Consider the following 24,126-nt stretch of genomic DNA (forward strand, 5'->3'; position numbering starts at 1 on the left):
CGATTCTCTCAACCGCGGACTCGGCGAACTCCCGCCGCGAAATCGTCAAGGGCGGTGAGTATTCCGTCGGCTTGCCAGACACGATTACGCGCGCGCTGCGAAACCTCGCGCAGCACTCCGCATTCCACCAGGCGATCGATAGCCCGCTGCGCGGCGACGCCGCTGATCCCGAAGGACTCCACGACGTAGGTGCTGTTCACCACCGGTTGCGCGATGAGCCGATCGATCAGCTTCCACGCTGCGGAATCCGCACGCGCGGTGGTCTGTTCGCGATACGCGGCACGGACGGAACGGAGTTCGTCGACGAGTCGGCGGCCGCTGCCGATGGCGTAGAAGGTCGCGTCGACGAACTGGCGCACAATTGGTTCGGGGTCACCGGATCGATACCGGGTCAGGGCATCGAAGTAGCTCCCGGTGTTCACCAGCAGGCCTGCCGAGATGGGCACGGTGATGTGCCTGGTCAGCTGCCGACCGCTCAGCATCGCGTGGACGAGAGCTCGGCCGGTTCGGCCGTTGCCGTCGGTGAACGGATGGATCGTCTCGAAATGCGCATGGGCGAGCGCGGTGTGCGCCAAAGCGGGGACATCGGTGCGGTTGACGAACCGGATCAGGTCGGCGATCGCGGTGGGGACTCGATCATGGTGTGGTGGAACGAAATCAGCCAGGTGCGGGCCGATGTTGCTACCGCCGATCCACACCTGCTGGTCGCGCCAGCGCCCGGCCTGGGTGGGATCGGACTCGCCGAGCAGGGCACGGTGCATCGCCAGGATCGAGTCCGCATCGACTGCCCGGCCGAGGTCTAGTGCCGCTTCCATGGCGCGCACATTGGCGGTGACGATGCGTGCGTTCCTGTTGGTGTGCTCGCCGAGCTCGGCCATCGCGAGCTGCCGGGCGCCCACGGTGAGGTTCTCGATCTGCGACGACGCGGAGCTCTCGGTGCGCAGCAGCACGGAGCTCATCGGCCCGAGTTCGCAGTCGGTACCGAGCTCGGCTGACAAGTGCGCGTCGAATCGCACCAGTTCCTGCGCGGCCTCGTCGGCCTCGGCCAGCAGGCCGACGGGCAGTGCCACTGATTGCTCGGCGATGCCGGACAGCACCGCTGCGGAGTAGGGCCCCGCGTGTCGACGCAGTTGGGTGCGCGACACGTAGGTATCACGCACCGCCCACGGGTGCTGCTCGTATCGAACGGCAGGCCACCCGGCCGGATCGTTCGTCATCAGCCCATCTTACCTACGGCTGAGCAGTTAACGTTAACTAAGCAGCATCATTACTTAACTTTATGCGTCCATCGTTGGATATCAGGACCAGCTGCGAAACCCTGTCGCGATCAGGCTAGGCGTTCAATTTCCGCGGCTAGTTCGGCGCCGGTGAGGGGCTCGCGGGCGATGACGGCGATGGTGTCGTCGCCGGCGATGGTGCCGACGATGTAGGGCAGGGCGGCGCGGTCGAGGGCGCTGGCGAGGAAGTGGGCGGCGCCGGGTGGGGTGCGCAGGACGGCCAGGTTGCCGCTGGCGTCGGTGGAGACCAAGAGGTCGCCGAGGAGTTTGGAGAGGCGGCCGGTGCCGCCGGTGACGCCGCGGACGGGGCTGCCGTCCTCGGGGACGACGTAGACGCCCGCGCCACCGTCGGCGGCACGCAGTTTCACCGCGCCGAGTTCGTCGAGGTCACGCGACAGGGTCGCCTGGGTGGTCTCGATGCCCTCGGCGGCCAGCAACGTCGCGAGTTCGGTCTGGCTGCGAACCGAATGCGCGGACAGCAGTTCCACGATGCGCGATTGGCGGCCGGCGCGGGTACGGGCGATGGCGGGCGAGCCCTTCTCGGGTGCCGTGCTCATCGCCGGGCCTCCGCGCCGGCCCCGGTTCGCGGTCTCACGCGGCGGCTTTCGCGAGCAGCCAGACCAGCAGCGCCTTCTGGGCGTGCAGCCGGTTCTCGGCTTCGTCCCAGACCACGCTGTGCGGGCCGTCGAGCACCTCGTCGGTAATCTCCTCACCACGGTGCGCCGGAAGACAGTGCATCACAATGGCTTCCGGATCGGCGGCGGCGAGCAGTGCCTCGTTGACCTGGAACGGCCGGAACGGGCCGACGCGATCGAGGCCGTCGTTCTCCTGGCCCATCGAGGTCCAGGTGTCGGTGACGAGCACGTCGGCGCCCGTCGCACCGGCCACCGGATCGTGGGTGACCGACACGGTCGCCCCGGTCTCGGCGGCCCGCTTGGCGGCGGCGTCCAGGATCCACGGCAGCGGCTCGAACCCGGCGGGGGCGGCGACGGTCACGTTCATGCCCGCCGTCACGCCGCCGAGCAGCAGCGAATGCGCCATATTGTTGGCGCCGTCACCGAAGTAGGTGAGATTCAGGCCCGCGAGAACGCCCTTGCGTTCGGTGATCGTCTGCAGATCGGCGAGCACCTGGCAGGGATGGAACTCGTTGGACAGCGCGTTCACCACGGGAACTGTCGCGGTGAAAGACATCTCGTCGAGACGGGACTGCTCGAAGGTCCGCCACACGATGGCGTCGACATAGCGCGACAGGACACTGCCGGTGTCACCGAGGGTTTCCTCGCGGCCCAGCTGGGTGTCACGGCCGTCGACGACGACCGCGTGCCCGCCGAGCTGGGCGATGCCGAGCTCGAACGAGAACCTGGTGCGGGTGGAGTTCTTCTCGAAGATCACCCCGACGCCGCGCGGGCCGTCGAGCGGCCGGTGCGCGAACGGGTCTTTCTTCAACTCCGCGGCGATGGCGAGGATTTCGGCCTGTTCGGCCTGGGTCACGTCGTCGTCGCGCAGAAAGTGGCGCAGGGTCACTTACTCGCTCCCTTCGCATCCGGGCTGCGGTGCTGCTCGGCTCGTTCGTTGGCATCGGCGGCGGCCTTGTCGAGAATCTCGGGCAGGTCGGCGACGAAGTTGTCGGCCTGGGTTTCGGTGAGCACCAGGGGCGGAGCCAACCGGATCACGTTGGGCTTGGCGGGGTTGATCAGGTAGCCCGCCTCCCGCGCCCGCTCGTCCACATAGGCCGAGATGTCGTTCTTCAACACGATGCCGATGAGCAGACCCGCGCCACGCACATGATCGATCTCGGGGTGCTCGAGCAGCGCGATACCGTCAGTGAGCTTCTTGCCGACCCATTCCACATGGGAGAGAAGGCCTTCGGAGTCGATCGTGCGCAGCACCGCCAGCGCCGCCGCGGCGCACACGGGGTTGCCACCGAAGGTCGTCCCGTGCAGGCCGGGGGTGAGCAGTTCGGCGGCCCGGCCCTGCGCCAGTACGGCGCCGATCGGCAGGCCACCGCCGAGGCCCTTGGCCAGGGTGATCGCATCGGGCACGATGCCCGCCGCCTGATGCGCGAAAAACGTTCCGGTGCGGCCGATTCCGGTCTGCACCTCGTCGAGGATCAGCAAAGCGCCCGCCCGCGAGGTGATTTCCCGCGCCCGCGCCAGGTAGTCGAACGGCGGGACGACCACGCCGCTCTCGCCCATCATCGGCTCGAGGAACACCGCGGCGGTGTCGGCGTCGACGACCCGCTCGAGCGCGTCCGCGTCACCGTAGGGCACGTGCACGACGCCGGGCGGCATCGGCGCGAACGGCTCCCGCTTCGACGCCTGACCGGTCAGCGCGAGCGCTCCCATGGTCCGGCCGTGGAAGGCCTCCTCCGCGGCGACGATCTTGGACCGGCCGGTCAGCCGGGCCATCTTGAACGCGGCCTCGTTGGCCTCGGTGCCGGAGTTGCAGAAGAACGCCTTGCCCTCACCGTCGCCGAAGTGCGCGAGCAGCTTCTCGGCCAGCTCGATCACCGGCTCGCTGGCATAGATGTTCGACACATGGCCGAGCGTGCCCAGCTGCTGGGTGACCGCTTCCAGGATGGCCGGGTGGGCGTGGCCGAGGCTGTTCACCGCGATGCCACCGAGGAAATCGACGTAGCGCTTGCCGTCGGCGTCGTAGACCACCGCGCCGGCGCCACGCACCAGCGCGACCTTCGGGGTGCCGTAGTTGTTCATCATCGCGGCCGACCACCGCTGCTGCAGCTTCTCTACTTCACTCATGCGGTCACCATCGTTCCGATTCCTTCTCCGGTGAACAACTCCAGTAGTACCGAATGCGGCACCCGTCCGTCGATGACGTGGGCGCTGGGCACCCCGCCCTGGACGGCGCGCAGGCACGCTTCCATCTTCGGCACCATGCCCGCATCCAGGCGCGGCAGCAACTCCGCCAGCGCCGTCGCGTCGATCTCACTGGTCAGCGAGGCGCGGTCGGGCCAGTCGGTGTAGAGGCCCTCGACGTCGGTGAGGACGACGAGCTTCTCCGCGCCGATCCCCTCCGCCAGCGCGGCGGCGGCGGTGTCGGCGTTGATGTTGTGGACCACGCCGTCGGCGTCGGGGGCGATGGTGGAGACCACCGGGATCCGTCCCGCGTCGATCAGGTCGAGCACCGCACCCGGGTTGACCTCGGTGACGTCACCGACCAGCCCGATGTCGGTGGCGACACCTTCGACGGTGACGGTGCGCCGGGTCGCGGTGAACAGGTGCGCGTCTTCCCCGGAGATGCCGACCGCGTACGGCCCGTGCGCGTTGATCAGCCCGACGAGCTCGCGCCCGACCTGGCCGAACAGCACCATCCGCACCACGTCCATCACCTCGGGGGTGGTGACGCGGAAGCCGCCGCGGAACTCGCCCGCCATGCCGAGCTTCTTCAGCATCGCGTTGATCTGCGGGCCACCGCCGTGCACGACCACCGGGTGCACGCCGACGGTGCGCAGGAACGCCATGTCGGCGGCGAAGGCGGCCTTGAGTTCGTCGTCGACCATGGCGTTGCCGCCGTACTTCACGACCACGACCTTGTCCCGGAACTTCTGCAGCCACGGCAGCGCGTCGGCGAGCACATGCGCCTTGTCCAGCGCCGAAAGCGACTGCACCACACCGCTGCTCATGAGCTGTACGCCGAATTCTCTTCGACGTAGGCGTGCGAGAGATCCGTGGTGCGCACCATCGCGGTGCCGTCGCCGACATGGAGTTCGATCAGCACGTCGATGTCCTCGCCGGACAGGTCGACCTCGCGGGCGCCGGGCGCGCCGACACTGTCGACGCAGACCGGATTGCCGTTGAACGACACCGCGATCCGGTTCGGGTCCAGCGTCACCGGGGCGATGCCGACGGCGGCGAGCACCCGGCCCCAGTTCGGGTCCGAGCCGAACAGCGCGGTCTTGACCAGGCTGTCGCGGGCGACGGCGCGGGCGACGGTCAGCGCCTCCTCCTCGGAGGCCGCGCCGGTGACGGTGACCCGCACCCGCTTGGTGACACCCTCGGCGTCGGCCATCAGCTGGGCGGCCAGGTCGTCACACACGGTGAAGACGGCGGCGTCGAGGTCCTCCTGCGACGGGGCGACGCCGCTGGCGCCGTTGGCCAGCAGCAGCACGGTGTCGTTGGTGGAGCAGGAACCGTCGACGTCGAGCCGGTCGAAGGTGTATTTGGTGGCCTTGCGCAGCGCCTGGTCGAGCTGGTCGGGGGTTGCCACGGCGTCGGTGGTGAGCACGACGAGCATGGTGGCCAGCGACGGCGCGAGCATGCCCGCGCCCTTGGCCATGCCGCCGACGTTCCACTTGTCCTCGTGGTGGAACGCCGATTCCTTCGGCACGGTGTCGGTGGTCATGATGGCGTGCGCGGCATCGGAGCCGCCCGACATGCCGCCGCCCATCTCGTGCACGATCTCGGTGACGGCGGGGATGAGCTTGTCCATCGGCAGCCGGTCACCGATCAGGCCGGTCGAGCAGACCGCGATCTCGCCCGCGCCGGTCTCGGTGCCCCAATTGCTCAGTGCCGCAGCGAGTTCCTCGGCAGTGCGGTGGGTGTCCTGGAAACCGCCGGGGCCGGTGCAGGCATTCGCGCCGCCCGAGTTCAGGATGACCGCGCGCACGCGACCGGACGTGAGCACCTGCTGCGACCACAGCACCGGCGCGGCCTTCACCTGATTGCTGGTGAACACTCCCGCCGCGGCGTATTCGGGGCCCTCGTTGAGCACCAGCGCGAGATCGGGCTTGCCGCTGGCCTTGATTCCGGCCGCAATGCCCGCGGCGCGGAAGCCGAGCGGGGCGGTGACGCCCTGGGTGTGGATCAAATTGCCATGGTCCGTCGTGTGCGGATCAGGGGTCGTCACGGTGCCACTCCTACGGTGGAAAGTCCTGCGGTCTCGTCGAATCCGACGGCCAGATTCATCGATTGCACCGCGGCGCCCGCGGTGCCCTTGGTCAAGTTGTCGATCGCGCCGATCACCACGAGCAGCCCCGCGTCGGTATCGACCGCGACCTGCAGGGTGATGGCGTTGGAGCCGAGCACCGAACCCGTCTGTGGCAGTACGCCTTCGGGCAGCAGATGCACGAACGGCTCGTCGGCGTACGCCTTGTCGTAGACCGCGCGCGCCTCGGCCTCGTCCACCTTCACCGGGGCGGTACAGGTCGCGAGGATGCCGCGCGGCATCGGGGCGAGAACAGGGGTGAACGACACCGCGACGTCGACGCCGCCCGCCGCCTTCAGGTTCTGCGCGATCTCGGGGGTGTGCCGGTGCGCGCCCGCGATGCTGTAGGCGCGGACGCTGCCCATCACCTCGGAACCGAGCAGACCGACGTCGAGCTTGCGGCCCGCGCCGGAGGTGCCGCTGATGGCGACCACGTTCACGGTCGGCTCGATGATGCCCGCGGCGATGGCCGGGGCCAGCGCGACGCTCGACACGGTCGGGTAGCAGCCGGGCACGGCGATGCGCCGGGCGCCGGTGAGCGCCGCCCGGCCGCCGGGCAGCTCGGGCAGGCCGTAGGGCCAGCTCCCCGCGTGCGCGCTGCCGTAGTACTTCTCCCAGGCGGCGGCGTCGGTGAGCCGGAAGTCGGCGCCGCAGTCGATGATCACCGTCGACTCGGGCAGGGCCTGTGCGATGGCGCCGGACTGACCGTGCGGCAGGCCGAGGAAGACGATGTCGTGGCCCGCCAGAACCTCGGGGGTGGTTTCCTGCAGGATCCGGTCGGCCAGCGGCAGCAGATGCGGCTGGAGCGCGCCCAGCGCGGTGCCCGCGTTGGATCCGGCGGTCAGCGCCCCGATCTCGAGGCGCCCGGCTCGGTATTCGGGGTGGTTCAGCAGCAGACGCAACACTTCGCCACCGGCGTATCCACTCGCACCGGCAACCGCCACCCGCAAGGCGGGTCCTCCCGACGAATCAACCATGTGATGATTATGCACGACTATGCAAGCTCATTCATGAGCAGGTGCGGTCACGACGAGCGTCTTTGGCCCGATCAGCCGTGCGACCAGGGGAAACACCAGAACCGTCGTCGCTCCGGCAGCGACCAGGACCGAGGCGGTGTCGCCGGTCATCAGCTCCGTCGAGACCGCCACCTGGGTGACGGCGACGATGATCGGCAGGCCGGTGGCCGCGAACAGCGCGAGCTGGGCCCGCTCGCGCGGTGACTCCAGGTTGCGCCCGTGCGGGACGTACCGTTCGCTCAGCCAGACCGGCAGGCCGCGGGCGACGGCGATGGCGACCACGAACGATGCCCACAGCAGCGGCTGTCCCGCGACCGCCGACATATCGATCCCCATCCCCGACACCACGAAGAATACCGGGATCAGCAGGCCGTAGCCGATGGTCTCCAGCTGCTCGTCGACACGTGGATGACCCGCCGCGATGAGCCTGCGCAGCACCATGCCCGCGGCGAACGCGCCGAGCACCACGTCCAGATCGAAGCGTTCGGCCACCACCATGAGCACGAGCAGCAGCAGGATCGACCCGCGCACCGGCAACTGGGAAGTGCCGCCGTCCATCCTGGCCAGCGCTGCGCCGAGATCGGGGACGCGGCCGAACAGGCGCACCGGGATCAGCCCGACCAACAGCGCCGCCACCACGAACAGGGCCAGCACGACGAGCGCGGCGACGACATTGCGGCTGCTCAACAGCACCGACATGGCCACGATCGGGCCGAGTTCGCCGACCGCGCCGTGCGCGAGCACCGCGCGGCCCAGTGGGGTGTCGAGCAGTCCGGCCTGTTTGACGATCGGCAGCAGGGTGCCCAGCGCGGTGGAGGTCATCGCGATGGCGACGGCGATGTGGTTGGTGGTCGATTCGCTGCTCGCCAGCACGGTGACCAGCCCGAACGCGAACACCAGACCGGCCAGCCATACCAGCCAGGCCACCCGTCCCGAGCGGCCGCCGAGCAGTCTCGGGTCCAGTTCGTAGCCTGCCAGCAGGAACAGCATGCCGAGGCCGAGTTCCTTGATCAGGTCGACGCCGCCCTCGGCGGTGGCCCAGCCGAGGGCGAACGGTCCGAGAATCGTGCCCGCCACGAGCAGGATCACCACGTCCGGCACGAATCCGCGCACTGCGCGGGAGAGCAGCGGAGCCACCACCGCGACGAATGCGATCCAGAACAGCGACACGATCGGCGACGGACCGGCCACGGCGGCGGAGGCGAGCAGCTCCATCGCCTCATCGTGGCACAGCGGATCGGCCGATCCTGGAAACCTCGCTGGCGTCCGGACGAGAATCAACTCACCCACGCTGTCGATTCGGCGGCATCGCGTTCGTATAGGAGATGAACCGGTCGCGCACCGGAACCATCGACGAAAGGACGATCATGAAGCGGTACCTGCTGTCCATCTATCAGCCCGACGGACCCGCGCCGGACGACATCGACGCGATCATGGACGATCTCGCGGCCCTGAACGACGACATGCGCGCCGCCGGGGCGTGGGTGTTCGCGGTCGGACTGCACGAGCCGAGCACCGCGACCGTCGTGCGGGCGAAGGAGGGTGACGTGCTGCTCACCGACGGGCCGTATGCCGAGGGCACCGAGCACATCGGCGGCTTCACCCTCATCCAGGCCTCCGATCTGGACGAGGCACTGGAGTGGGCGGGCAGGCTGGCCGCGGTGCTCGCCTTGCCGATCGAGGTGCGACCGGTGGCGCACAGCTAGATGGACACCGCGGTGATCGAGGCCGTGTTCGCCGAGCACTACGGCCGTGCGGTCGCGTCCCTGATCCGCGTCTTCGGTGACATCGGACTCGCCGAGGACGCGGTGCAGGAGGCATTCGCGGCCGCGGTCGTGCGCTGGCCCGGCGACGGCGTCCCGCCGAGCCCGGCGGGGTGGATCATCACCACCGCGCGCAATCGCGCGATCGATCGGCTGCGCCGCGAGGCCACCCGCGCCGACAGACACGCCGAAGCCGCTCTCCTGCACCCGGATCCCGACCAGCCCACCGACAGCTTCCCCGACGACCGGCTGCGCCTGATCTTCACCTGCTGCCATCCGGCACTGGCCCCGGCCGCGCGGGTGGCGTTGACGCTGCGACTGCTGGGCGGTTTGACCACCGCCGAGATCGCACGTGCGTTCCTGGTCTCGGAATCGACTATGGCGCAACGGCTCGTCCGCGCCAAGGGCAAGATCCGCGCAGCGGCAATCCCCTACCGGGTGCCCGCCGACGCCGAACTCCCCGCGCGACTGCCCGCCGTCCTGGCGGTCGTGCATCTCGTTTTCACCGAAGGCTATTCGGCCACCGCGGGCCCGCAACTCGCCCGCGCCGACCTGTGCGCGGAAGCGATCCGGCTCGGTCGCCTGCTCACCCAGCTCATGCCCGGCGAACCGGAGGTCCTGGGGCTACTCGCCCTCATGCTGCTCACCGAATCCCGCCGCACCGCCCGCACCGACGGCGACCACCTCGTGCTTCTGGCCGACCAGGACCGCACCCGCTGGAACCGTGACCTGATCACCGAAGGCCAGTCCCTGCTCCGGGAATGCCTGCGCCGCAACACCCCCGGTCCCTACCAACTCCAAGCCGCCATCAACGCCGTTCACGCCGACGCCCCCACCGCAGCCGCCACCGACTGGCTCCAAATCCTTACCCTCTACAACCATCTCCACCTCCTCACACCCACCCCCATCGTCGCCCTGCATCGCACCGTCGCCCTCGCCGAAGTCCACGGCCCCACCCCTGCCCTGCGCGAACTCACCACCATCGGCCTCCCGAACCACCACCTGTTCCACGCCATCCGCGCCGACCTCCTCCGCCGCGAAGGCAATCTCACCGAAGCCGCGGCCGCCTACGACGCGGCGATCGCGCTCACTTCCAACGAGGTCGAACGCGAATACTTGTGCAGCAGAAGGAATTCGCTGCCCAATTCCCGCACCGATCGCGGGATATCGGCGACGTAGCAGTCGTCGAGCTTCCGGCCGTGGATGTCGACACCGGTGTCGCCGAACAGCTTCCGAGCGAACCGGACGGAACACCGCGCTGCGCGCCCGGTGCGCGCAGCGCAGTGTTTCCGGCGATCGCTCGCTACTTCGCCGGGTCGACCCCGAAGGTCTCGGCGATGTCGTCCAGCACCGCGTTGGCGCCGGTGAGGCCGACCGACGTCAGCCAGACCAGGTCGTCGACCGGGGTGATCTTGCCTTTCAGCTGATTCCACAACGGGTTCGCCGCGGCGGCTGCCTTGCGCTGGGCGGCGGCGTCCTCACCGTTGCTGGTGAGGAAGATGTAGTCGGCGTCGGCGTCCAGCAGCCGCTCGGGACTCAGGGCGAGCGCGAAATCGTTCTTCGGATCGTCGGACTTGTCGAGCTGGTTCAGGCCGGTGTCGGCAAAGATGTCGCCGACGAAGCTGACCCGCTGCATCAGCCGGTCCTCCTTCGGCAGGAAGCGCAGCAGCGAGACGCTCGGGGCGGTGCCACCGTTCTTGGCCTTGATCGCCGCGCCGATCTTGGCGGCGCGGTCCTGGTACGCCGTGAGCTTGGCCTGGGCTAGCGACTCCTTGTCGACCGCCTTGGCGAGCAGCAGCAGATTCTCCTTCCAGGTGGCGCCGGTCGTCTGACTGAACACCACCGGCACCGTGCCCGAACCGAGCTTGATGCCCTTGAACTGCTCGTACTGCTTCTCGTGACGCACCTGCGCCGACACGATCAGGTCCGGACGGGCGCCGGCCAGCTTCTCGATGTCGGGAGTCTGCAGGTTGCCGATGTTGACCGCCTGTCCGGCGCAGGTCTGCGCGGCCGCACCGAGGAACGCGGGCAGCTTCTCGCCCATGCTCTGGTAGGTCGTGTACGCGACCAGTTCGGTGTCGAGCACCAGGGCGGCATCGACGAACGTCTGATCGAGAGCGGCGATCCGTACCGGCCGGGTGGTGATGGTGGCCGGGTCTACGACGGTGCCGACATTCGCGCCCGCCTTGTCCCTGACCGCGCCCTTCTCGATGGTGCGCGGGTAGGCGCCGCCGTCGAGGTTGCCCGCGGTATCGCAACCGCTTCCGGTGGCACCGGTGGTGGTCTGGCCCTGGCCACACGCGGACAGGCTCAAGACGGCTGCGGCGACCACAGCGGCAGCGGCGAGCCGGCGGCTCGTTGGGGTGTACATTGACGTCCTCCAGGGTGGGTTACGATGGCTAGGCTTCGCTAACGTAGCGAAGGCTTACCTAATAACCTAACCGGAAGGGGGGCAGTGACCGCATCGCCCGGAATCGTGCTCACCCGCACGCGGTCTCGCAGGTTGCTGCTCGTTGCCGGACTGCTGGCCGCGGTGTTCGCGGCCATCCTGCTCAGCCTGGCCGTAGGCACCAAATTCATTCCGCCCCTTGATGTTCTGCACGCGCTCGGCGGCACCACCGACACCGAGACCGGCGCCATCGTCAACGGCCTGCGCATGCCGCGCACCCTGCTGGGGATCCTCGCCGGCCTCGCGCTCGGCGTCGCGGGCGCGGTGATCCAGGGCCACACCAGGAACCCCCTCGCCGACCCGTCACTGCTCGGAATCACGCAGGGCGCGGCCCTCGGCATCGTCCTGGCCGTGATGATCGGGGGCATCTCCAGCCTGTTCGGGTATGTGTGGTTCGGGTTCGCCGGTGCGCTGATCGCCACCATCACCGTGTTCGTCATCGGTGCGACAGGCCGTGGCGGACCCACCCCGGTCACCCTCGCCTTGGCCGGGGCCGCCGTCAGTTATCTCCTGCAGGGCCTGATCTCGGCGGTGGTGCTCTTCGACACCGATGTCACCGATATCTACCGCTTCTGGAAGGCCGGTTCCCTGGTCGGCTCCAACCTCGGCCTCCTCGGCAAAGCCGCACCGTTCGTGATCGTCGGGATAGTCCTGGCACTGGCCAACACTCCCGCGCTCAACGCCCTCGGGCTCGGTGAGGACACCGCCCGCGCGCTGGGCCATCGCGTCTTCCTGGCTCGCACCGTCGGCATCGGTTCGATCGTGCTGCTGACCGGCGCGGTCGTGGCGATCGCCGGGCCGCTGGGCTTCGTCGGGCTCGTCGTCCCGCACCTGGCGCGTGGCATCACCGGACCCGACTACCGCTGGCTCGTTCCCGTCGCCGGACTGCTCGGCGTGGTCATGGTGCTGGTGGCCGACACCGCGGGACGGCTGATCCTGGACAAGGGCGAACTACCCGCGGGCATCATGCTCGCCCTCGTCGGCGCCCCGTTCTTCATCGTGCTGGTCCGCCGCCGCAGGCTGGTGAGCATTTGAGTACCGTGCCCGCGGTCCGGCTGGGACCGGTGTCATGGCAGCTGCGGCTACGGACGATCACCGTGCTGCTGGTCGGTCTGGGTGTGCTGGGCGCGACGAGTTGCGTCGCGCTGGCGCTGGGCACCTACACGATGCCCGACGGAGGTCCGGTCACCCCGTGGGATGTGCTCGCGGTGCTGACCGGTGGCGGCGACGACGGCCTCGCGTACGTGGTGTGGGACCTGCGCCTGCCCAGGATCCTGACCGGCGCGCTGGTCGGCGCCGCGCTGGCGTTGTCGGGTGCGATCACGCAGGGCATCGCCCGGAATCCGTTGTCCAGTCCCGATATTCTCGGCGTCACCGCGGGCGCGAACGTGGCCGCGGTCGCGGTGATCGCCCTGTCGGGCAGCCAGGGTCAGATCAGCGGCGCCGCCGCCGCGATCGGGGTGCCCGCCGCCGCCATGATCGGCGGATTGATCGCCGCGCTGGCCGTTTTCGTGTTGGCGTGGCGTCGCGGCATCGAAGGATATCGGCTCGTGCTCGTCGGCCTCGGCGCCGGTTCGGTGTTGTCCAGCGTCACCTTCTGGATGCTCAGCGTCGGCGAAGTCGACGTCGCGGCGCGAGCGGTGACCTGGCTGACCGGCAGCCTCAACGGCAGTGGCTGGATCCAGGTGACACCGGTGGCGCTCGCCCTGGCGATCCTGGTGCCGGTGGTGCTGGCGGGCACCCACCTGCTCGGCGCACTGCACTTCGGCGACGACACTGCCCGCTCGCTCGGTGTGCGGCTCAACGCCGCCCGCCTGACGCTGCTGGTCCTCGCCGTACTGCTGGCCGGGGTCGCCACCGCGTCCGCGGGCGCCATCATCTTCGTCGCCCTCGCCGTGCCCCAGGTGGCACTGCGGCTCACCGGCTCAGCACAACCGCCCCTGCTGACCTCGGCAGTGCTCGGCGCGGCCTTCACCGTCGCCGCCGATCTCGTCGCCCGCACCCTGCTGCCCGCCGGGGAACTCCCTGTCGGTGTGATCACCGCCGTGCTCGGCGCACCCTATCTGATCTATCTGTTGATGCGGCGCAATCGTGCCGGGAAAGTGGGCGCGTGATGACCGTGCGGCTGCAGGCCAGCGACCTGACCCTCGGCTACGGACCGCTGACCGTCGTCGACGGCCTGAGCCTGGACATCATCAGCGGCACCGTCACCGCGGTGATCGGGCCCAACGGTTGCGGCAAATCCACGCTGCTGCGCGCGATGGCCCGGCTGCTGCGCCCCAGCGGTGGTTCCGTGCACCTGGACGGCCACCGCATCGACCGCATGTCGACCAAGGAGGTGGCCCGAGTCCTCGGCATCCTGCCCCAATCACCGCAGGCCCCTGAAGGACTCACCGTCGCCGACCTGGTTGCCCGCGGTCGGCACCCGCACCAGCGCTGGTACCGCCAGTGGTCCGCCGACGACGAATCCGCCATCGCCGAGGCCCTGTCCTGGACCGACATGGCCGAGTTCGCCGATCGCCCGCTCGACGAGCTGTCCGGCGGGCAACGCCAGCGCGCCTGGATCTCGATGGCGCTGGCCCAGAACACCGACCTGCTCCTGCTCGACGAACCAACCACCTTCCTCGATCTCGCCCACCAGATCGAGGTTCTCGACCTCGTCCGCCGCCTGCACCTCGAAGCAGGCCGGACCGTGGTGATGGTGCTGCACGACCTGAATCTCGCCGCGCGATACGCGCATCGGCTGGTCGCGATGCGGGCAGGCCGGGTGGTCGCCGCGGGAACGCCCGCCGAGGTCCTCACCGAAGAACTGGTGGCGGAGGTATTCGGTCTACGGTCGAAGGTGATCGAGGACCCGGTCACCGGAACGCCGCTGGTAGTCCCGGTCGGACCAGCCTGACCCGTGCTCAGTCTTTGCGGACGACCCGTTCGCCCGCGCCCGGCTTCCACACGGTGATGTTGAGGTGATCGTCCTCGACTTCGACCGTCGACGCGCCGGTGAGATCGGCGACGTAGAAGTGATCGAACTTCATGCCGCGGATATCGAAACCGTTGTCGTCGAACAGTTTCTGGGCGAAGCGGGCGTGGACGGCTTCGTCCGGGAGGTCGGTGACGGTGCCGAACAGTTTGGCGTCGCCGTCGGCGACCTTGGTGTCGACGGTGGCGGTGTGCAGGCAGAAGCGAGGGTCGCGGGCGAGGTCGTCGAACTTGCGGGTGTTCGGCATGCCCGCCAGGACGAGCATGTCCTCGAAGACCGTCGGCTCGATCGGGCTGATCCGCGGTGATCCGTCGGCGCGGAGGGTGCCGAGCATGCACAGATTGCCGGTTGCCTGGTGCCTGCGCAGGAACAGGGCGGAGATACTCGGCGCTTCCTCGGTGAACTGGCTCCAAGTGGTCATGGTTCGAACGGTACGACCAAATGCTGACATCCTGTGTCATGTTCTGCGGCTAGTCTCGAGAACATGCGAGCGAGCAGGCTGGTGCAGCTGCTGCTCCTGTTGCAGGCCAACGGCGGGGCGACCGCGGCCGAGCTGGCACGGGAGCTGGAGGTGTCGGTGCGCACGGTGTACCGCGACGTCGAGGCACTGTCGTCGGCGGGCGTTCCGGTGTACAGCGAGCCGGGGCGCGGTGGTGGCGTCCGGCTGATCGACGGCTACCGGACCCGGCTCACCGGCCTCACCTCCGACGAGGCCGACGCCGTCCTGCTGGCCGGGCTGCCCGGCGCCGCCGCCGACCTCGGACTCGGCACCGTGCTCGCCACCGCCCAGCTCAAGATGCTCGCCGCGCTTCCACCCGAGTTGCGCGGGCGAGCGACGCGCATCGCCGAACGCGTCCACATCGACATGCCGGGATGGTTCCACCGCCCGGACGAAACGCCGACGCTGGCCACGGTCGCCGATGCGCTCTGGCACGACCGCCGACTGGCGATCGGCTACCGCAGGCACGACAAGACCGTCGAGCGCACCCTCGACCCGCTCGGCCTGGTCATGAAGGCGGGCACCTGGTATCTGATCGCGCGCGACCGGTCCGATATCCGCTCCTACCGGGTGAGCCGGATCGCCACCGCCGTGCCGACCGGCGAATCCTTCACCCGCCCTGCCGATTTCGACCTCGCCGCGCACTGGCAGGAGTCGGCCGACGAGTTCGCCCGGTCCATCCTGCGCGTCAGCGCACAGTGCCGGATCTCGGCCGACCACCTGAACTTGCTCCGGTTGATGAACGACCCTGCCGCGGTGCGCCAGGCGCTCACGTCCATCGGCGCACCGGATGCCGACGGCTGGGTGGACATCACCGTTCCCGGTGAGTCCTACGAGATCCTCGCCCACGCACTGCTGCCCATCGGCGAATACATCGAAGTCCTCGATCCGCCCGAACTACGCATCGCGATGGCGGGTACGGCGGCCGCGATGTACGCGCGCTACCACCCGTCGGCCTGACCGGCATGGTCCGCGTATCAGCTTTCGCACTGCCAGATCGCGGACGCCCCACGACGATCCGGCCCCCTGCAACGATCAACATGTCCAGTCGAGAATCTCGTCCATCGCACGGAAGGAAACGGACGCCGGGGTGATCCGCAACGCCGTGTCGCGCAGAGCAACCAGCGGTGCGGCGGACAGCTGACCGATCGTGCCGATGCGGGCCGACCGAGCGGCGATCATCTGCGTCCGCGGACGACGTTCCCGGTCATACTGCGCCAGCCCGTTGGGTTCGCCTGCCAGCCGAGCCAGCACCACGGCATCCTCGAGCGCCTGGCATCCACCCTGCCCGAGGTTCGGTGTCATCGCGTGGGCGGCGTCGCCGACCAGGGCGATGCGACCGGCCGAGAAGGTCGGCAGCGGTACGAGCTCGTAGATGTCGTTGTGCAGCACCGTGTTCTCGTCCGCGGCGGCCAGCAGGGCGGGGATCGGATGATGCCAGCCGGCGAAGCGAGCACGAACCTCGGCGAACGAGCCCGGAGCGTTCTCGGGGGCGTTGTACACGGCGAAACAGTAGATACGCCCGTCGGCGAGCGGGGCCATCCCGAAACGTGCTCCACGACCCCATGTCTCACCGAACTCGGTCAGCGGTTCGTCGACAGCGACCACCGCACGCCAGGCGGTGTAACCGGCGTAGCGAGCGGGCACATCGCCGCAGACCGCCCGGCGGACGACACTGCGGATGCCGTCCGCGCCGACGACCAGATCCGCGGTCGACACACCGCCGGTATGGACCACCGAACCGTCGGTTCCCGCCCTCGACACCGAGATCCCGGTTCGCACAACACCATCGGGGATCGCGGCACGCAGGATGTCGAGCAAGGCCGCACGGTGGATCACCACGGGAGCACCGAATCGCGCACGCATCGTCGCCACATCGGTGCGTGAGAGCCACCGGCCACGCGCGGTCCGAATCCCGGCCGCGACATCCTCGATCCCCTGCTCGCGCACGGCGGCACCGACACCGAGCGCATCGAGCGTCCGCACCGCGTTGGCCCACAACGAGATCCTGAGCCGACCTCGGCGATTTCGGGTGCACGCTCGAGCACCTGGACCGACCAACCACGCCGCGTCAACGCCAGCGCGGTAGCCAATCCCCCGATTCCGCCGCCGACGACGATTGCTGTGGACATCGCGCTCTCCCCTCGTTGCAGGTACCGGCCCACCCTGGCACGGATCCACGCGCCGCACTCGGACGGCTGGCCGGCGCGCTGACCGCCGACCTCAGCCGACGACGGCGAACAACACCGCGGCCACCGCGAAACTCACCACCGACAAGATGGTTTCGAGCACCGTCCACGTCTGCAGCGTCTGCTTCACCGTCATGTTGAAATACTTCGCGATGATCCAGAAGCCGCCGTCGTTGACGTGGCTGGCGATGATCGAGCCCGCCGCGATCGCCATGGCGATCAGCGCGATCGACATCTGCGAGTAGCCCTGATCGGCCACCAGCGGCGCGACGATGCCGCCGGTGGTGACGATCGCGACGGTCGCCGAGCCCTGTGCGATCCGCAGACCACAGCTGATCAGGTAGGACAGCACGATCACCGGCAGACCGGCCGCGGACATGGTGTCGGCCAGCGCGGTGCCGATGCCGGTGGCGGAGATGACCTTGCCGAAGAAGGCGCCCGCACCGACCACCAGCAGCACCATGCCGACCGGCTTGAGCGACTCGGCGGTGATGGTGCTCAGCTCCTGCACCGTCGAGCCGCGCCGGATGCCGAGCAGGTAGAAGGCCACCAGCACCGTGATGAGCAGCGCGACCGCGGGCGTGCCGAAGAAGGTGAGCACCTGCAGCAGGGCCGAATCCTTGTCCAGCAGTTGATAACCGAAGGTCGCGCCGAGGATCAGCACCAGCGGAATCGCGATGATCGCCCCGATCAGTGCCACCGACGGCGGCGATTTCGTCAGCACGGCGGTTCCGCCGGTTCCCCCGGTCGCACCGTTGCCGTCGGTCTTGTCCGCGCCGTTGCCGTCGGGCTCGAGCGGCACGAACTCGGCAGGCACCTCGACCCGCACGCGTTTGCCGATCCAGGTACCCCAGGCGATGCCCGCGGCGAGGAAACCCGGGATGCCGCAGACGAATCCCATGAGGATCAGCCAGCCGAGACTCACCCCGAGCAGGCCGCCGAGCGCGACGGGACCGGGGTGCGGTGGCAGGAACGCGTGCGTCATCGACAGGCCTGCCAGCATCGGCATGGCGTAGAGCACCAGCGAGCGCCCGCCGCGCTTGGCCGCGACATACACCAGCGGCGCGAGCACGAAGATGCCGATGTCGAAGAAGACGGGGATGCCGAAGATGAGGCCGAGCAGGCCCATCGCGACGGGAGCGCCCTTCTCGCCGAACATCTTCAGGAGTTTGTCGGTGAGAACGTCGGCGCCGCCGGATCGTTCGAGGATCGCGCCGAGCACGGTGCCGAGACCGATGATCACCGCGATATGCCCGAGGATGCCGCCGAAGCCTGTTTCCAGCAGTGACTCACCGGCTTTCAGCGGTGTGCCGACGATCTCGGCGACCGGTAGCCCCGCGGCGAGTGCCAGCAACAGACCGGTCAGCAGCAGCGCGACGAACGGCTCCAGTTTGACCTTGATGATGGCGATGAGCAGCACGGCGATCGCGAGACCACACAGCACCAGCAATCCGGGGGTGGTGGTACGCAACCAGTCGACAGTGGCGCCCATGGGATACCTCTCAATCAAGCGAATGGACGAAGCGTGCGGCTTTGGCGCCGATGTGGGACCAGCGCGAACTCGCTACGTCCAGTGGGGCGACCACCTCGGTCCCCGCGGTGACAGCGATGGCACCCGCCTGCAGGAATTCGCGGGCGTTGTGGGCGTTGACGCCGCCGGAGGGGATGAGGAAAACGTGCGGGAACGGACCGAGCAGATCCTTCAGATAGGCAGGCCCGAGCGCGCGGGCCGGGAAGATCTTCACCGCCGCCGCGCCCATCTCGACCGCGGCCAGCACCTCCGAGGGGGTGAACGCGCCCATGATGACCGGGATCTGGTGGGCGACGGCCACTTCGGCGACCTCGGGACGCAACGCGGGCGTCACCAGGAACTTGGCGCCCACCGCGATCGCCGCTTCGGCCTGGTCACGGGTGGTCACGGTGCCGACGCCGATGACGGCGGCGCTCACCGCCGAGGCCTTGCCGATCGCGTCGAGCACGCCGAGGGTGGTGAAGGTGAGCTCGACGGCGCGAATGCCGGACCCGGCCAGAGCTTCGGCGAGCGCGACCGGGTCGGGGATGGCAGGCGCGCGGACCACGGTGAGCGCGCGGTCGGCGCGGATCACCTCCATGGCCTCGGACGACGAGCTGAGCAGCGGGTTCATCGGGTCTCCTCTCGCGTGGCGTCCATGCGCAGGGCGCGTCCGGCGCGCACACCGGTCGCGGTGCCGTTCTCCAGCGCGAATTCGCCGTTGACCAGCACGTGCTGGATGCCACGCGCCTGTTGTTGTGGATGCTCGAATGTTGCCGTGTCGTGGATCGTCGCCGGATCGAACACGACGAGGTCGGCGGCGTAGCCGGTGCGGACGAGTCCGCGCTCGGCCAGCCGCAGCCGGGCGGCCGGGCGGCCGGTGAGGTGGTGCACGCACTCCTCCAGCCCGAGCACGCCGAGTTCGCGGACGTAGCGCGACAGGTAGCGGGGGAAGGTGCCCCAGGCGCGTGGATGCGGTCGCGCGCCGACGAGCAGGCCGTCGCTGCCGCCCATGTGGCCGGGGTCGACCATGATCGCGCGCACGTTCTCCTCGTGGCCGACGTGCTGGAGGATGGTGGTCGCCAGCTGGTCGCGGCGCAGCAGGTCGAAGAACACCTCGACCGGCGCCCTGCCCTCCCCGGCCGCGATCTCGGCGACGGTCCGTCCGACGTAGGTGGACAGCGCCTCGTCGCCGACACCGCTGATCTGGATGGTCTCCCACTCGACGGTGACGCCGTGGCAGCCGTCGGACCCGTTGACGTTCACATCCGCGGTGATCCGCGCGCGCTCGGCGGGATCGTCGAGCCTGCCCAGCGCGGCATCGGGTCCCCCCGACATCGCCCAGCTGGGCAGCAGCGCCGACAGCGTGGTCGAGCCGGGCAGATACGGGTAGGTGTCGAGGGTGATGTCGCAGCCGTCGGCGCGGGCCAGCGCGAGCATCGCCAGGAATTCCGGTGCGCGGCCGCGGTTCACGCCGAAGTTCATGGTGGCGTGGGTGAGGTGCAGCGCGCAGCCGGTCGCCTTGGCCAGGCCCATCATCTCCGCGTAGGCCTCGAGCGCGCCCGCGCCGTAGGAGCGGGTGTGCGGCGCGTAGAAGCCGCCGTAGGAGGCGACGACCGAGCACAGTGCGGCCAATTCACCGGTGTCGGCATACATTCCGGGCGTGTAGGTGAGCCCGCTCGACATGCCGACCGCGCCCTCGTCGAGACCCTGGGCCAGCAGCGCGCACATCCGGTCGATCTCGGCGGTGGTGGCCGGTCGCTGTTCGGTGCCGACGACGAGCAACCGCAGTGTGCCCTGCGGGACCAGATAGGCGGCGTTGGGCGTGATGCCCTCGTCGAGCCGGTCCAGGTACTGCGCGACCGTGCGCCAGGCGAAGTCGAAATCGGCGGGGTTGCCGTTCCAGCCCGCGATCTGTTTGCGCACCACCGCGAGCGCGGCGTCGTCGATCGGCGCGTAGGACAGACCGTCCTGGCCGATCACCTCGGTGGTGACGCCCTGGGTGATCTTCGGGAAGTGCCCGGGGTGGGTGAGCAGGGACAGGTCCGAATGCGCGTGCATGTCGATGAATCCGGGTGTCAGGACCGAACCCGGCTGGGCTGGAACCACTCTCGCGCCGACGGTGATCGATCCCGCCGGACCCGTCTCGGCGATGCGCCCGGCGCGGATCAGTACGTCGCCGCGACGGCGTGGGGTGCCGGTGCCGTCGACGATATCGATGTCACGAAACAGCAAGTCCGTCATGGTCATCCGTCAGAAGTAGGTGCGGATCAGGTCGACCACGCGCGGCCGGTCCGCCGCGGCGCTGTCGATCACCGGAATGCGCCGCCACTTGTCGAATGCCGTGCACGGATGCGACAACCCGAGCCGCACGACGCTGCCGACCGGGAGATCGGTGGCAGCGGCTCCGGGCAAGCGCAGGAAGGTGTGCTGATCGTTGAGCGCGGTCACCTGCGCGCCTGCGGGCAGCGCGCCGCCGCCGACCACCAGCTGCGGCACCGGCAGGCCCTCGTCGAAGGGGAAGTCGCGCTTGCCGCCGTCGAGCAGCGCCAGTTCCGGTTCGGGCCGGGAGACCACCCTGGCCCAGCCGTGCATCGCGGCGCGCAGGCCGGGCTCGACGGCGGGTGCGGTCAGCGGGGAGATACCGGCGTAGAAGCCGTCGTCGTGGACCAGGTAGGCGCCGCTGCGCAGCACGACCGTGGTGGTGTCGTCGGCCAGGCGAGCCAGCTCGTCGACGACGAGTTCGGGGTAGGCGCTGCCGCCCGCGGTGACGATCGCCCGGCCCGGGTAGGCCCCGGACGCGGCGAGTTCGGTGTGCAGGGCGGCGAGTTCGCCGAGGTAGCCGCGCACGGCCGCGAGACCCGCGGTGCTGCGATCGTGGGCCAGCGCGCCTTCGTAGCCGGCGACACCCGCCAGGGCCAGCCGGTCACTGTCCCGGATGGCTGCCGCGACTGCCCGCGCTTCGGTGCGGGTGCGCGCCCCGGTGCGACCGTGCGGGCCACCCAGTTCGACCAGCACCCGCACCGGCGGGCCGGGCGGGGTGTCGCGCAGGATCTTGTCCATCAGCTCGACGGTGGCGACGCTGTCGGCCCAGCAGTAGAACTCGAAGGCGTCGTCGCGCGCCGATTCCGCTGCGACCCAGGCCAATCCGGCCGGATCGACGAGCGCGTTGGCGAGCACGATCCGGCCGACGCCGAACGACCGGGCGATCTGGGCCTGCCAGCCGGTGGCCAGCGTGATCGCCCACGAGCCTGCCGCGAGCTGTTCGCGCCACAGTTGCGGCGCCATCGTTGTCTTGCCGTGCGGAGCCAGCGCGACACCCGCCGCGGCGGTCCACCCCGCCATCAGCGCGAGATTGGCATCGAGCAGGCCGCGATCGAGGGTGAGCAGCGGCGTCTGCCAGGGGGCGAGTTCCGGGGCGGTCGCGAGGTAGTCGCGCGCGGTGTGCCCCCACGCCGCGGGCGGCACGCTCTTGTCCTGCGGCCCGAGCACCTCGTCGGCGAGCGCGTCCACGACGGCGTTGTCGATCGTCACAGCTTCCCTTTCCGTCGATCGCCGCGGAGGTCACCCGGCCGGGCGGTCATATCGGATCTACATTGCATAATGCGCAACGCTGGTTGCACTGAATGTTTCTGCTCGATATTGTGCATCTCGACGACAGTGACCGCAAGCACGAAAGGACGAAAAGGGTGACACAGGCAACAGCGGCGACGCCGAGGGCGGTCACCGTGGGCGAGGGGCTGGCCGTGCTCGTGGCCCGCCCGGGACCGCTCGAGCAGTCCGCGCAGTTCGATCGGAGCGCGGGCGGAGCCGAGGCGAATGTGGCCATGGTGCTGACCCAGCTCGGCGTCTCGGCCGCCTGGCTCTCCCGGGTGGGTGACGACGGGTTCGGGCGCTACCTGGTGACGCAGCTGGCCGCCCAGGGCGTCGATGTCGACGCGGTCGCCGTCGATGCAGTGCGCCCGACCGGCGTCTACATCAAGGAGCGTGGCAGCGGGTCGGGCGCACCGCACGATCTGCCGGCCAACGCCAGCCGCATGCACTACTACCGCGCCGGATCGGCGGCCAGCGCCCTGTCCCCCGCCGACCTCGCGCCGCGAGCGGCCGCCGGGTTGCTCGATCGCACCGATCTCGTGCATTTCACCGGCATCACGCCGGCACTGTCGGAGTCGGCGAACGAACTGACCCGCACCTTGATCGCCCTGCCACGGCGTGGCAGGCGAGTCAGCTTCGACCTGAATTATCGTCCGGCACTGTGGGGTTCGCGCGTGGACGAGGCCGCCGACGAACTCGCCGCCCATGTCCGCGGCGCGGATGTGGTACTGCTCGGCGCCGACGAAGCCCAGGAGATCTTCGGTACCGGCGACCCGGCCGCCTTGCGCGCGCTGTTCCCCGAGCCTGCCCAGCTGATCGTCAAGAACGACAAGCACACCGTGACCGGGTTCGACGGTGGCGCCTTCGTCGACGTGCCTGCGCTGGCCTTGGACATCACCGAACGCATCGGCGCCGGTGATGCTTTCGCGGGCGGCTACCTGGCCGCCCTGCTACACGGTGCCGACCTGCGCACCCGGTTACGCTATGGCCATCTGTGCGCCGCGGTCGCTCTCACCGCAACCGGCGATGTCGCGAAACTGCCTCCGGTGCAGGACATCCGGCGCCTGGCCGCGCTGCCGGCAACCGACTGGACCGGGCTGCGCTACCCGGACTCGCTGGATGGGACGATCAGCCGATGAGTCAAAGCGTGTCGCGGGCCCTGTCCATTCTCATTGCCCTCGGCGAGGATTCGCAGTCCCTCGACGAGCTGGCCGCGCGGCTCGGGGTGCACAAATCGACGGTGCTGCGGCTGCTGCAGACCATGCAGGCCGAACGGTTCGTCGTGCGCGACAACGCGCACCGGTATTCCCTGGGCACCCGCATGTTCGAATTGGCCAGTCGCGCACTGGAGAACCGTGACGTCCGCACCGTCGCCCGCCCGCATCTGAGCGCGCTCGGCGCCGCCACCGGGCAGACGGTGCACCTGGCCGCCTACGAATCCGGTGACGCGGTCTACATCGACAAGGTCGACGCCGAACAGGCGGTGCGGATGTACTCGCGGATCGGCCGTCCCGCCCCGCTGCACTGCACCGCCGTCGGCAAGGTACTGGTCGCGGCGCTGCCCCGCACCGAATGGCGGTCCGTCGCCGCACGATTGGACTATCACCCGTTCACCACCCGCACCCTGCGCACGCCCGAGCAGTACCTCGCCGAGCTGGAACTCGTCGCGGCGCAGGGATTCGCCGAAGACCACGAGGAACACGAGAGTTTCGTCAACTGCGTCGGCGTGCCCGTCCGCGACGGGTTCGGCGCCGTTGTCGCCGCCTTGTCGGTCTCGGTCCCCGATGTGCTGCTCGACCACGATCAGGTGCTGGCGCTGTTGCCGCAGGTCAGGTCGACCGCCGACGCCATCTCCACCGAACTCGGCTGGGACCCCCGCCGAGAGGTCACCGTGAGGAAAGGCTGAAC

The 24,126-nt window shown here is 69.3% G+C and carries 23 protein-coding genes and 1 pseudogene; 8 read left to right on the plus strand and 16 right to left on the minus strand.

What is annotated here, in order from left to right; genetic code table 11:
- Nucleotides 1-8: 8 nt before the first annotated feature.
- The 8 genes from ACWF9G_RS25120 to ACWF9G_RS25155 all read right to left on the minus strand — a co-directional run bounded on the left by ACWF9G_RS25120 (nt 9) and on the right by ACWF9G_RS25155 (nt 8,452).
- A complete protein-coding gene (locus ACWF9G_RS25120) occupies nt 9-1,217 on the minus strand; it encodes a Fic family protein (RefSeq protein WP_452518279.1) in 1,209 nt (402 codons plus the stop codon).
- A gap of 110 nt (nt 1,218-1,327) precedes the next feature.
- On the minus strand, nt 1,328-1,834 hold the full coding sequence (locus ACWF9G_RS25125; protein ID WP_379306921.1) for an arginine repressor: 507 nt from the start codon (nt 1,832-1,834) through the stop codon (nt 1,328-1,330).
- Between the two features lie 34 nt (nt 1,835-1,868).
- Complete coding sequence (argF, locus tag ACWF9G_RS25130; RefSeq protein ID WP_452518281.1) at nt 1,869-2,801, minus strand: ornithine carbamoyltransferase; 933 nt, start codon at nt 2,799-2,801, stop codon at nt 1,869-1,871.
- On the minus strand, nt 2,798-4,036 hold the full coding sequence (locus ACWF9G_RS25135) for an acetylornithine transaminase (RefSeq protein WP_452518282.1): 1,239 nt from the start codon (nt 4,034-4,036) through the stop codon (nt 2,798-2,800). Before ACWF9G_RS25135 ends, argF begins: the two co-directional genes overlap by 4 nt.
- Complete coding sequence (gene argB, locus ACWF9G_RS25140; RefSeq protein WP_379306927.1) at nt 4,033-4,920, minus strand: acetylglutamate kinase; 888 nt, start codon at nt 4,918-4,920, stop codon at nt 4,033-4,035. The genes ACWF9G_RS25135 and argB overlap by 4 nt, the downstream gene beginning before the upstream one ends.
- Entirely contained in the window at nt 4,917-6,143 is a 1,227-nt protein-coding gene (argJ, locus tag ACWF9G_RS25145) for a bifunctional glutamate N-acetyltransferase/amino-acid acetyltransferase ArgJ (RefSeq protein WP_379306929.1), read from the minus strand. Before argJ ends, argB begins: the two co-directional genes overlap by 4 nt.
- The gene (gene argC, locus ACWF9G_RS25150) at nt 6,140-7,198 is read right to left on the minus strand and encodes an N-acetyl-gamma-glutamyl-phosphate reductase (RefSeq protein WP_379306931.1); all 1,059 of its coding nucleotides are present in this window, start codon (nt 7,196-7,198) and stop codon (nt 6,140-6,142) included. Before argC ends, argJ begins: the two co-directional genes overlap by 4 nt.
- 27 nt (nt 7,199-7,225) lie before the next feature.
- Nucleotides 7,226-8,452 carry a cation:proton antiporter gene (locus tag ACWF9G_RS25155; protein ID WP_452518285.1) on the minus strand — a complete coding sequence of 409 codons (1,227 nt, stop codon included), beginning with the start codon at nt 8,450-8,452 and terminating at the stop codon, nt 7,226-7,228.
- A gap of 152 nt (nt 8,453-8,604) precedes the next feature.
- Here ACWF9G_RS25155 and ACWF9G_RS25160 point away from each other — a divergent pair, with 152 nt between their 5' ends.
- Together ACWF9G_RS25160 and ACWF9G_RS25165 are read left to right on the plus strand one after the other, a co-directional pair.
- Nucleotides 8,605-8,943, plus strand: coding sequence for a YciI family protein (locus ACWF9G_RS25160; RefSeq protein ID WP_379306935.1), 339 nt, complete (start codon nt 8,605-8,607; stop codon nt 8,941-8,943).
- Nucleotides 8,944-10,179 carry an RNA polymerase sigma factor gene (locus ACWF9G_RS25165; protein WP_452518287.1) on the plus strand — a complete coding sequence of 412 codons (1,236 nt, stop codon included), beginning with the start codon at nt 8,944-8,946 and terminating at the stop codon, nt 10,177-10,179. It abuts the gene before it with no gap.
- A gap of 124 nt (nt 10,180-10,303) precedes the next feature.
- On the opposite strand, the gene ACWF9G_RS25170 is transcribed toward ACWF9G_RS25165, so the two are convergent.
- Nucleotides 10,304-11,371, minus strand: a complete 1,068-nt coding sequence (locus ACWF9G_RS25170) for an ABC transporter substrate-binding protein (RefSeq protein WP_452518289.1) — start codon at nt 11,369-11,371, stop codon at nt 10,304-10,306.
- A gap of 84 nt (nt 11,372-11,455) precedes the next feature.
- Here ACWF9G_RS25170 and ACWF9G_RS25175 point away from each other — a divergent pair, with 84 nt between their 5' ends.
- Genes ACWF9G_RS25175 through ACWF9G_RS25185 form a run of 3 tightly spaced genes read left to right on the plus strand, consistent with a single transcriptional unit; the run spans nt 11,456 to nt 14,348 of the window.
- Nucleotides 11,456-12,484 (plus strand): FecCD family ABC transporter permease, encoded by a 1,029-nt coding sequence (locus tag ACWF9G_RS25175; RefSeq protein ID WP_379306941.1) that lies wholly within the window; start codon nt 11,456-11,458, stop codon nt 12,482-12,484.
- Between the two features lie 5 nt (nt 12,485-12,489).
- On the plus strand, nt 12,490-13,563 hold the full coding sequence (locus tag ACWF9G_RS25180; RefSeq protein WP_452518330.1) for a FecCD family ABC transporter permease: 1,074 nt from the start codon (nt 12,490-12,492) through the stop codon (nt 13,561-13,563).
- Nucleotides 13,563-14,348, plus strand: a complete 786-nt coding sequence (locus ACWF9G_RS25185) for an ABC transporter ATP-binding protein (protein WP_379306943.1) — start codon at nt 13,563-13,565, stop codon at nt 14,346-14,348. The genes ACWF9G_RS25180 and ACWF9G_RS25185 overlap by 1 nt, the downstream gene beginning before the upstream one ends.
- 7 nt (nt 14,349-14,355) lie before the next feature.
- On the opposite strand, the gene ACWF9G_RS25190 is transcribed toward ACWF9G_RS25185, so the two are convergent.
- Nucleotides 14,356-14,847: a pyridoxamine 5'-phosphate oxidase family protein gene (locus ACWF9G_RS25190; RefSeq protein WP_379306945.1), complete on the minus strand. Its 492-nt coding sequence runs from the start codon at nt 14,845-14,847 to the stop codon at nt 14,356-14,358.
- 63 nt (nt 14,848-14,910) lie between these two features.
- Between ACWF9G_RS25190 and ACWF9G_RS25195 the strand changes: the two genes are divergently transcribed.
- Nucleotides 14,911-15,885, plus strand: a complete 975-nt coding sequence (locus ACWF9G_RS25195; RefSeq protein ID WP_452518291.1) for a helix-turn-helix transcriptional regulator — start codon at nt 14,911-14,913, stop codon at nt 15,883-15,885.
- A gap of 75 nt (nt 15,886-15,960) precedes the next feature.
- Here the strand turns inward: ACWF9G_RS25195 and ACWF9G_RS25200 are convergent, their stop codons facing one another.
- The 6 genes and pseudogenes from ACWF9G_RS25200 to ACWF9G_RS25225 form a co-directional block, all read right to left on the minus strand.
- The gene (locus tag ACWF9G_RS25200) at nt 15,961-16,926 is read right to left on the minus strand and encodes an FAD-dependent monooxygenase (protein ID WP_452518293.1); all 966 of its coding nucleotides are present in this window, start codon (nt 16,924-16,926) and stop codon (nt 15,961-15,963) included.
- Between the two features lie 56 nt (nt 16,927-16,982).
- Nucleotides 16,983-17,057: pseudogene (locus tag ACWF9G_RS25205) on the minus strand (hypothetical protein); the annotation flags it as partial.
- A gap of 91 nt (nt 17,058-17,148) precedes the next feature.
- Nucleotides 17,149-18,606 carry a GntP family permease gene (locus ACWF9G_RS25210; protein ID WP_452518295.1) on the minus strand — a complete coding sequence of 486 codons (1,458 nt, stop codon included), beginning with the start codon at nt 18,604-18,606 and terminating at the stop codon, nt 17,149-17,151.
- A gap of 10 nt (nt 18,607-18,616) precedes the next feature.
- Nucleotides 18,617-19,258, minus strand: coding sequence for a bifunctional 4-hydroxy-2-oxoglutarate aldolase/2-dehydro-3-deoxy-phosphogluconate aldolase (locus tag ACWF9G_RS25215; RefSeq protein ID WP_452518297.1), 642 nt, complete (start codon nt 19,256-19,258; stop codon nt 18,617-18,619).
- Nucleotides 19,255-20,868, minus strand: a complete 1,614-nt coding sequence (locus ACWF9G_RS25220; RefSeq protein ID WP_452518299.1) for an N-acyl-D-amino-acid deacylase family protein — start codon at nt 20,866-20,868, stop codon at nt 19,255-19,257. The genes ACWF9G_RS25215 and ACWF9G_RS25220 overlap by 4 nt, the downstream gene beginning before the upstream one ends.
- Before the next feature lie 9 nt (nt 20,869-20,877).
- Nucleotides 20,878-22,158, minus strand: a complete 1,281-nt coding sequence (locus tag ACWF9G_RS25225) for an amino acid deaminase (protein WP_452518301.1) — start codon at nt 22,156-22,158, stop codon at nt 20,878-20,880.
- A 155-nt stretch (nt 22,159-22,313) separates the two neighbouring features.
- On the opposite strand from ACWF9G_RS25225, the gene ACWF9G_RS25230 reads away from it, so the two are divergent.
- Both ACWF9G_RS25230 and ACWF9G_RS25235 read left to right on the plus strand, forming a co-directional pair.
- Entirely contained in the window at nt 22,314-23,357 is a 1,044-nt protein-coding gene (locus ACWF9G_RS25230) for a sugar kinase (protein ID WP_452518303.1), read from the plus strand.
- A complete protein-coding gene (locus tag ACWF9G_RS25235) occupies nt 23,354-24,124 on the plus strand; it encodes an IclR family transcriptional regulator (protein ID WP_452518305.1) in 771 nt (256 codons plus the stop codon). The genes ACWF9G_RS25230 and ACWF9G_RS25235 overlap by 4 nt, the downstream gene beginning before the upstream one ends.
- Nucleotides 24,125-24,126: the final 2 nt, after the last annotated feature.

Source organism: Nocardia sp. NPDC055029 (assembly GCF_053608525.1).

Coding starts and splice junctions, on each gene's coding strand:
- ACWF9G_RS25210 (WP_452518295.1), bottom strand. CDS start 18,606: ATGGGCGCCACTGTCGACTGGTTGCGTACCACCACCCCCGGATTGCTG.
- ACWF9G_RS25220 (WP_452518299.1), bottom strand. CDS start 20,868: ATGACGGACTTGCTGTTTCGTGACATCGATATCGTCGACGGCACCGGC.
- ACWF9G_RS25160 (WP_379306935.1), top strand. CDS start 8,605: ATGAAGCGGTACCTGCTGTCCATCTATCAGCCCGACGGACCCGCGCCG.
- ACWF9G_RS25120 (WP_452518279.1), bottom strand. CDS start 1,217: ATGACGAACGATCCGGCCGGGTGGCCTGCCGTTCGATACGAGCAGCAC.
- ACWF9G_RS25135 (WP_452518282.1), bottom strand. CDS start 4,036: ATGAGTGAAGTAGAGAAGCTGCAGCAGCGGTGGTCGGCCGCGATGATG.
- ACWF9G_RS25170 (WP_452518289.1), bottom strand. CDS start 11,371: ATGTACACCCCAACGAGCCGCCGGCTCGCCGCTGCCGCTGTGGTCGCC.
- ACWF9G_RS25190 (WP_379306945.1), bottom strand. CDS start 14,847: ATGACCACTTGGAGCCAGTTCACCGAGGAAGCGCCGAGTATCTCCGCC.
- ACWF9G_RS25165 (WP_452518287.1), top strand. CDS start 8,944: ATGGACACCGCGGTGATCGAGGCCGTGTTCGCCGAGCACTACGGCCGT.
- ACWF9G_RS25125 (WP_379306921.1), bottom strand. CDS start 1,834: ATGAGCACGGCACCCGAGAAGGGCTCGCCCGCCATCGCCCGTACCCGC.
- ACWF9G_RS25235 (WP_452518305.1), top strand. CDS start 23,354: ATGAGTCAAAGCGTGTCGCGGGCCCTGTCCATTCTCATTGCCCTCGGC.
- ACWF9G_RS25195 (WP_452518291.1), top strand. CDS start 14,911: ATGCGAGCGAGCAGGCTGGTGCAGCTGCTGCTCCTGTTGCAGGCCAAC.
- argC (WP_379306931.1), bottom strand. CDS start 7,198: ATGGTTGATTCGTCGGGAGGACCCGCCTTGCGGGTGGCGGTTGCCGGT.
- ACWF9G_RS25155 (WP_452518285.1), bottom strand. CDS start 8,452: ATGGAGCTGCTCGCCTCCGCCGCCGTGGCCGGTCCGTCGCCGATCGTG.
- ACWF9G_RS25215 (WP_452518297.1), bottom strand. CDS start 19,258: ATGAACCCGCTGCTCAGCTCGTCGTCCGAGGCCATGGAGGTGATCCGC.
- argB (WP_379306927.1), bottom strand. CDS start 4,920: ATGAGCAGCGGTGTGGTGCAGTCGCTTTCGGCGCTGGACAAGGCGCAT.
- ACWF9G_RS25185 (WP_379306943.1), top strand. CDS start 13,563: ATGACCGTGCGGCTGCAGGCCAGCGACCTGACCCTCGGCTACGGACCG.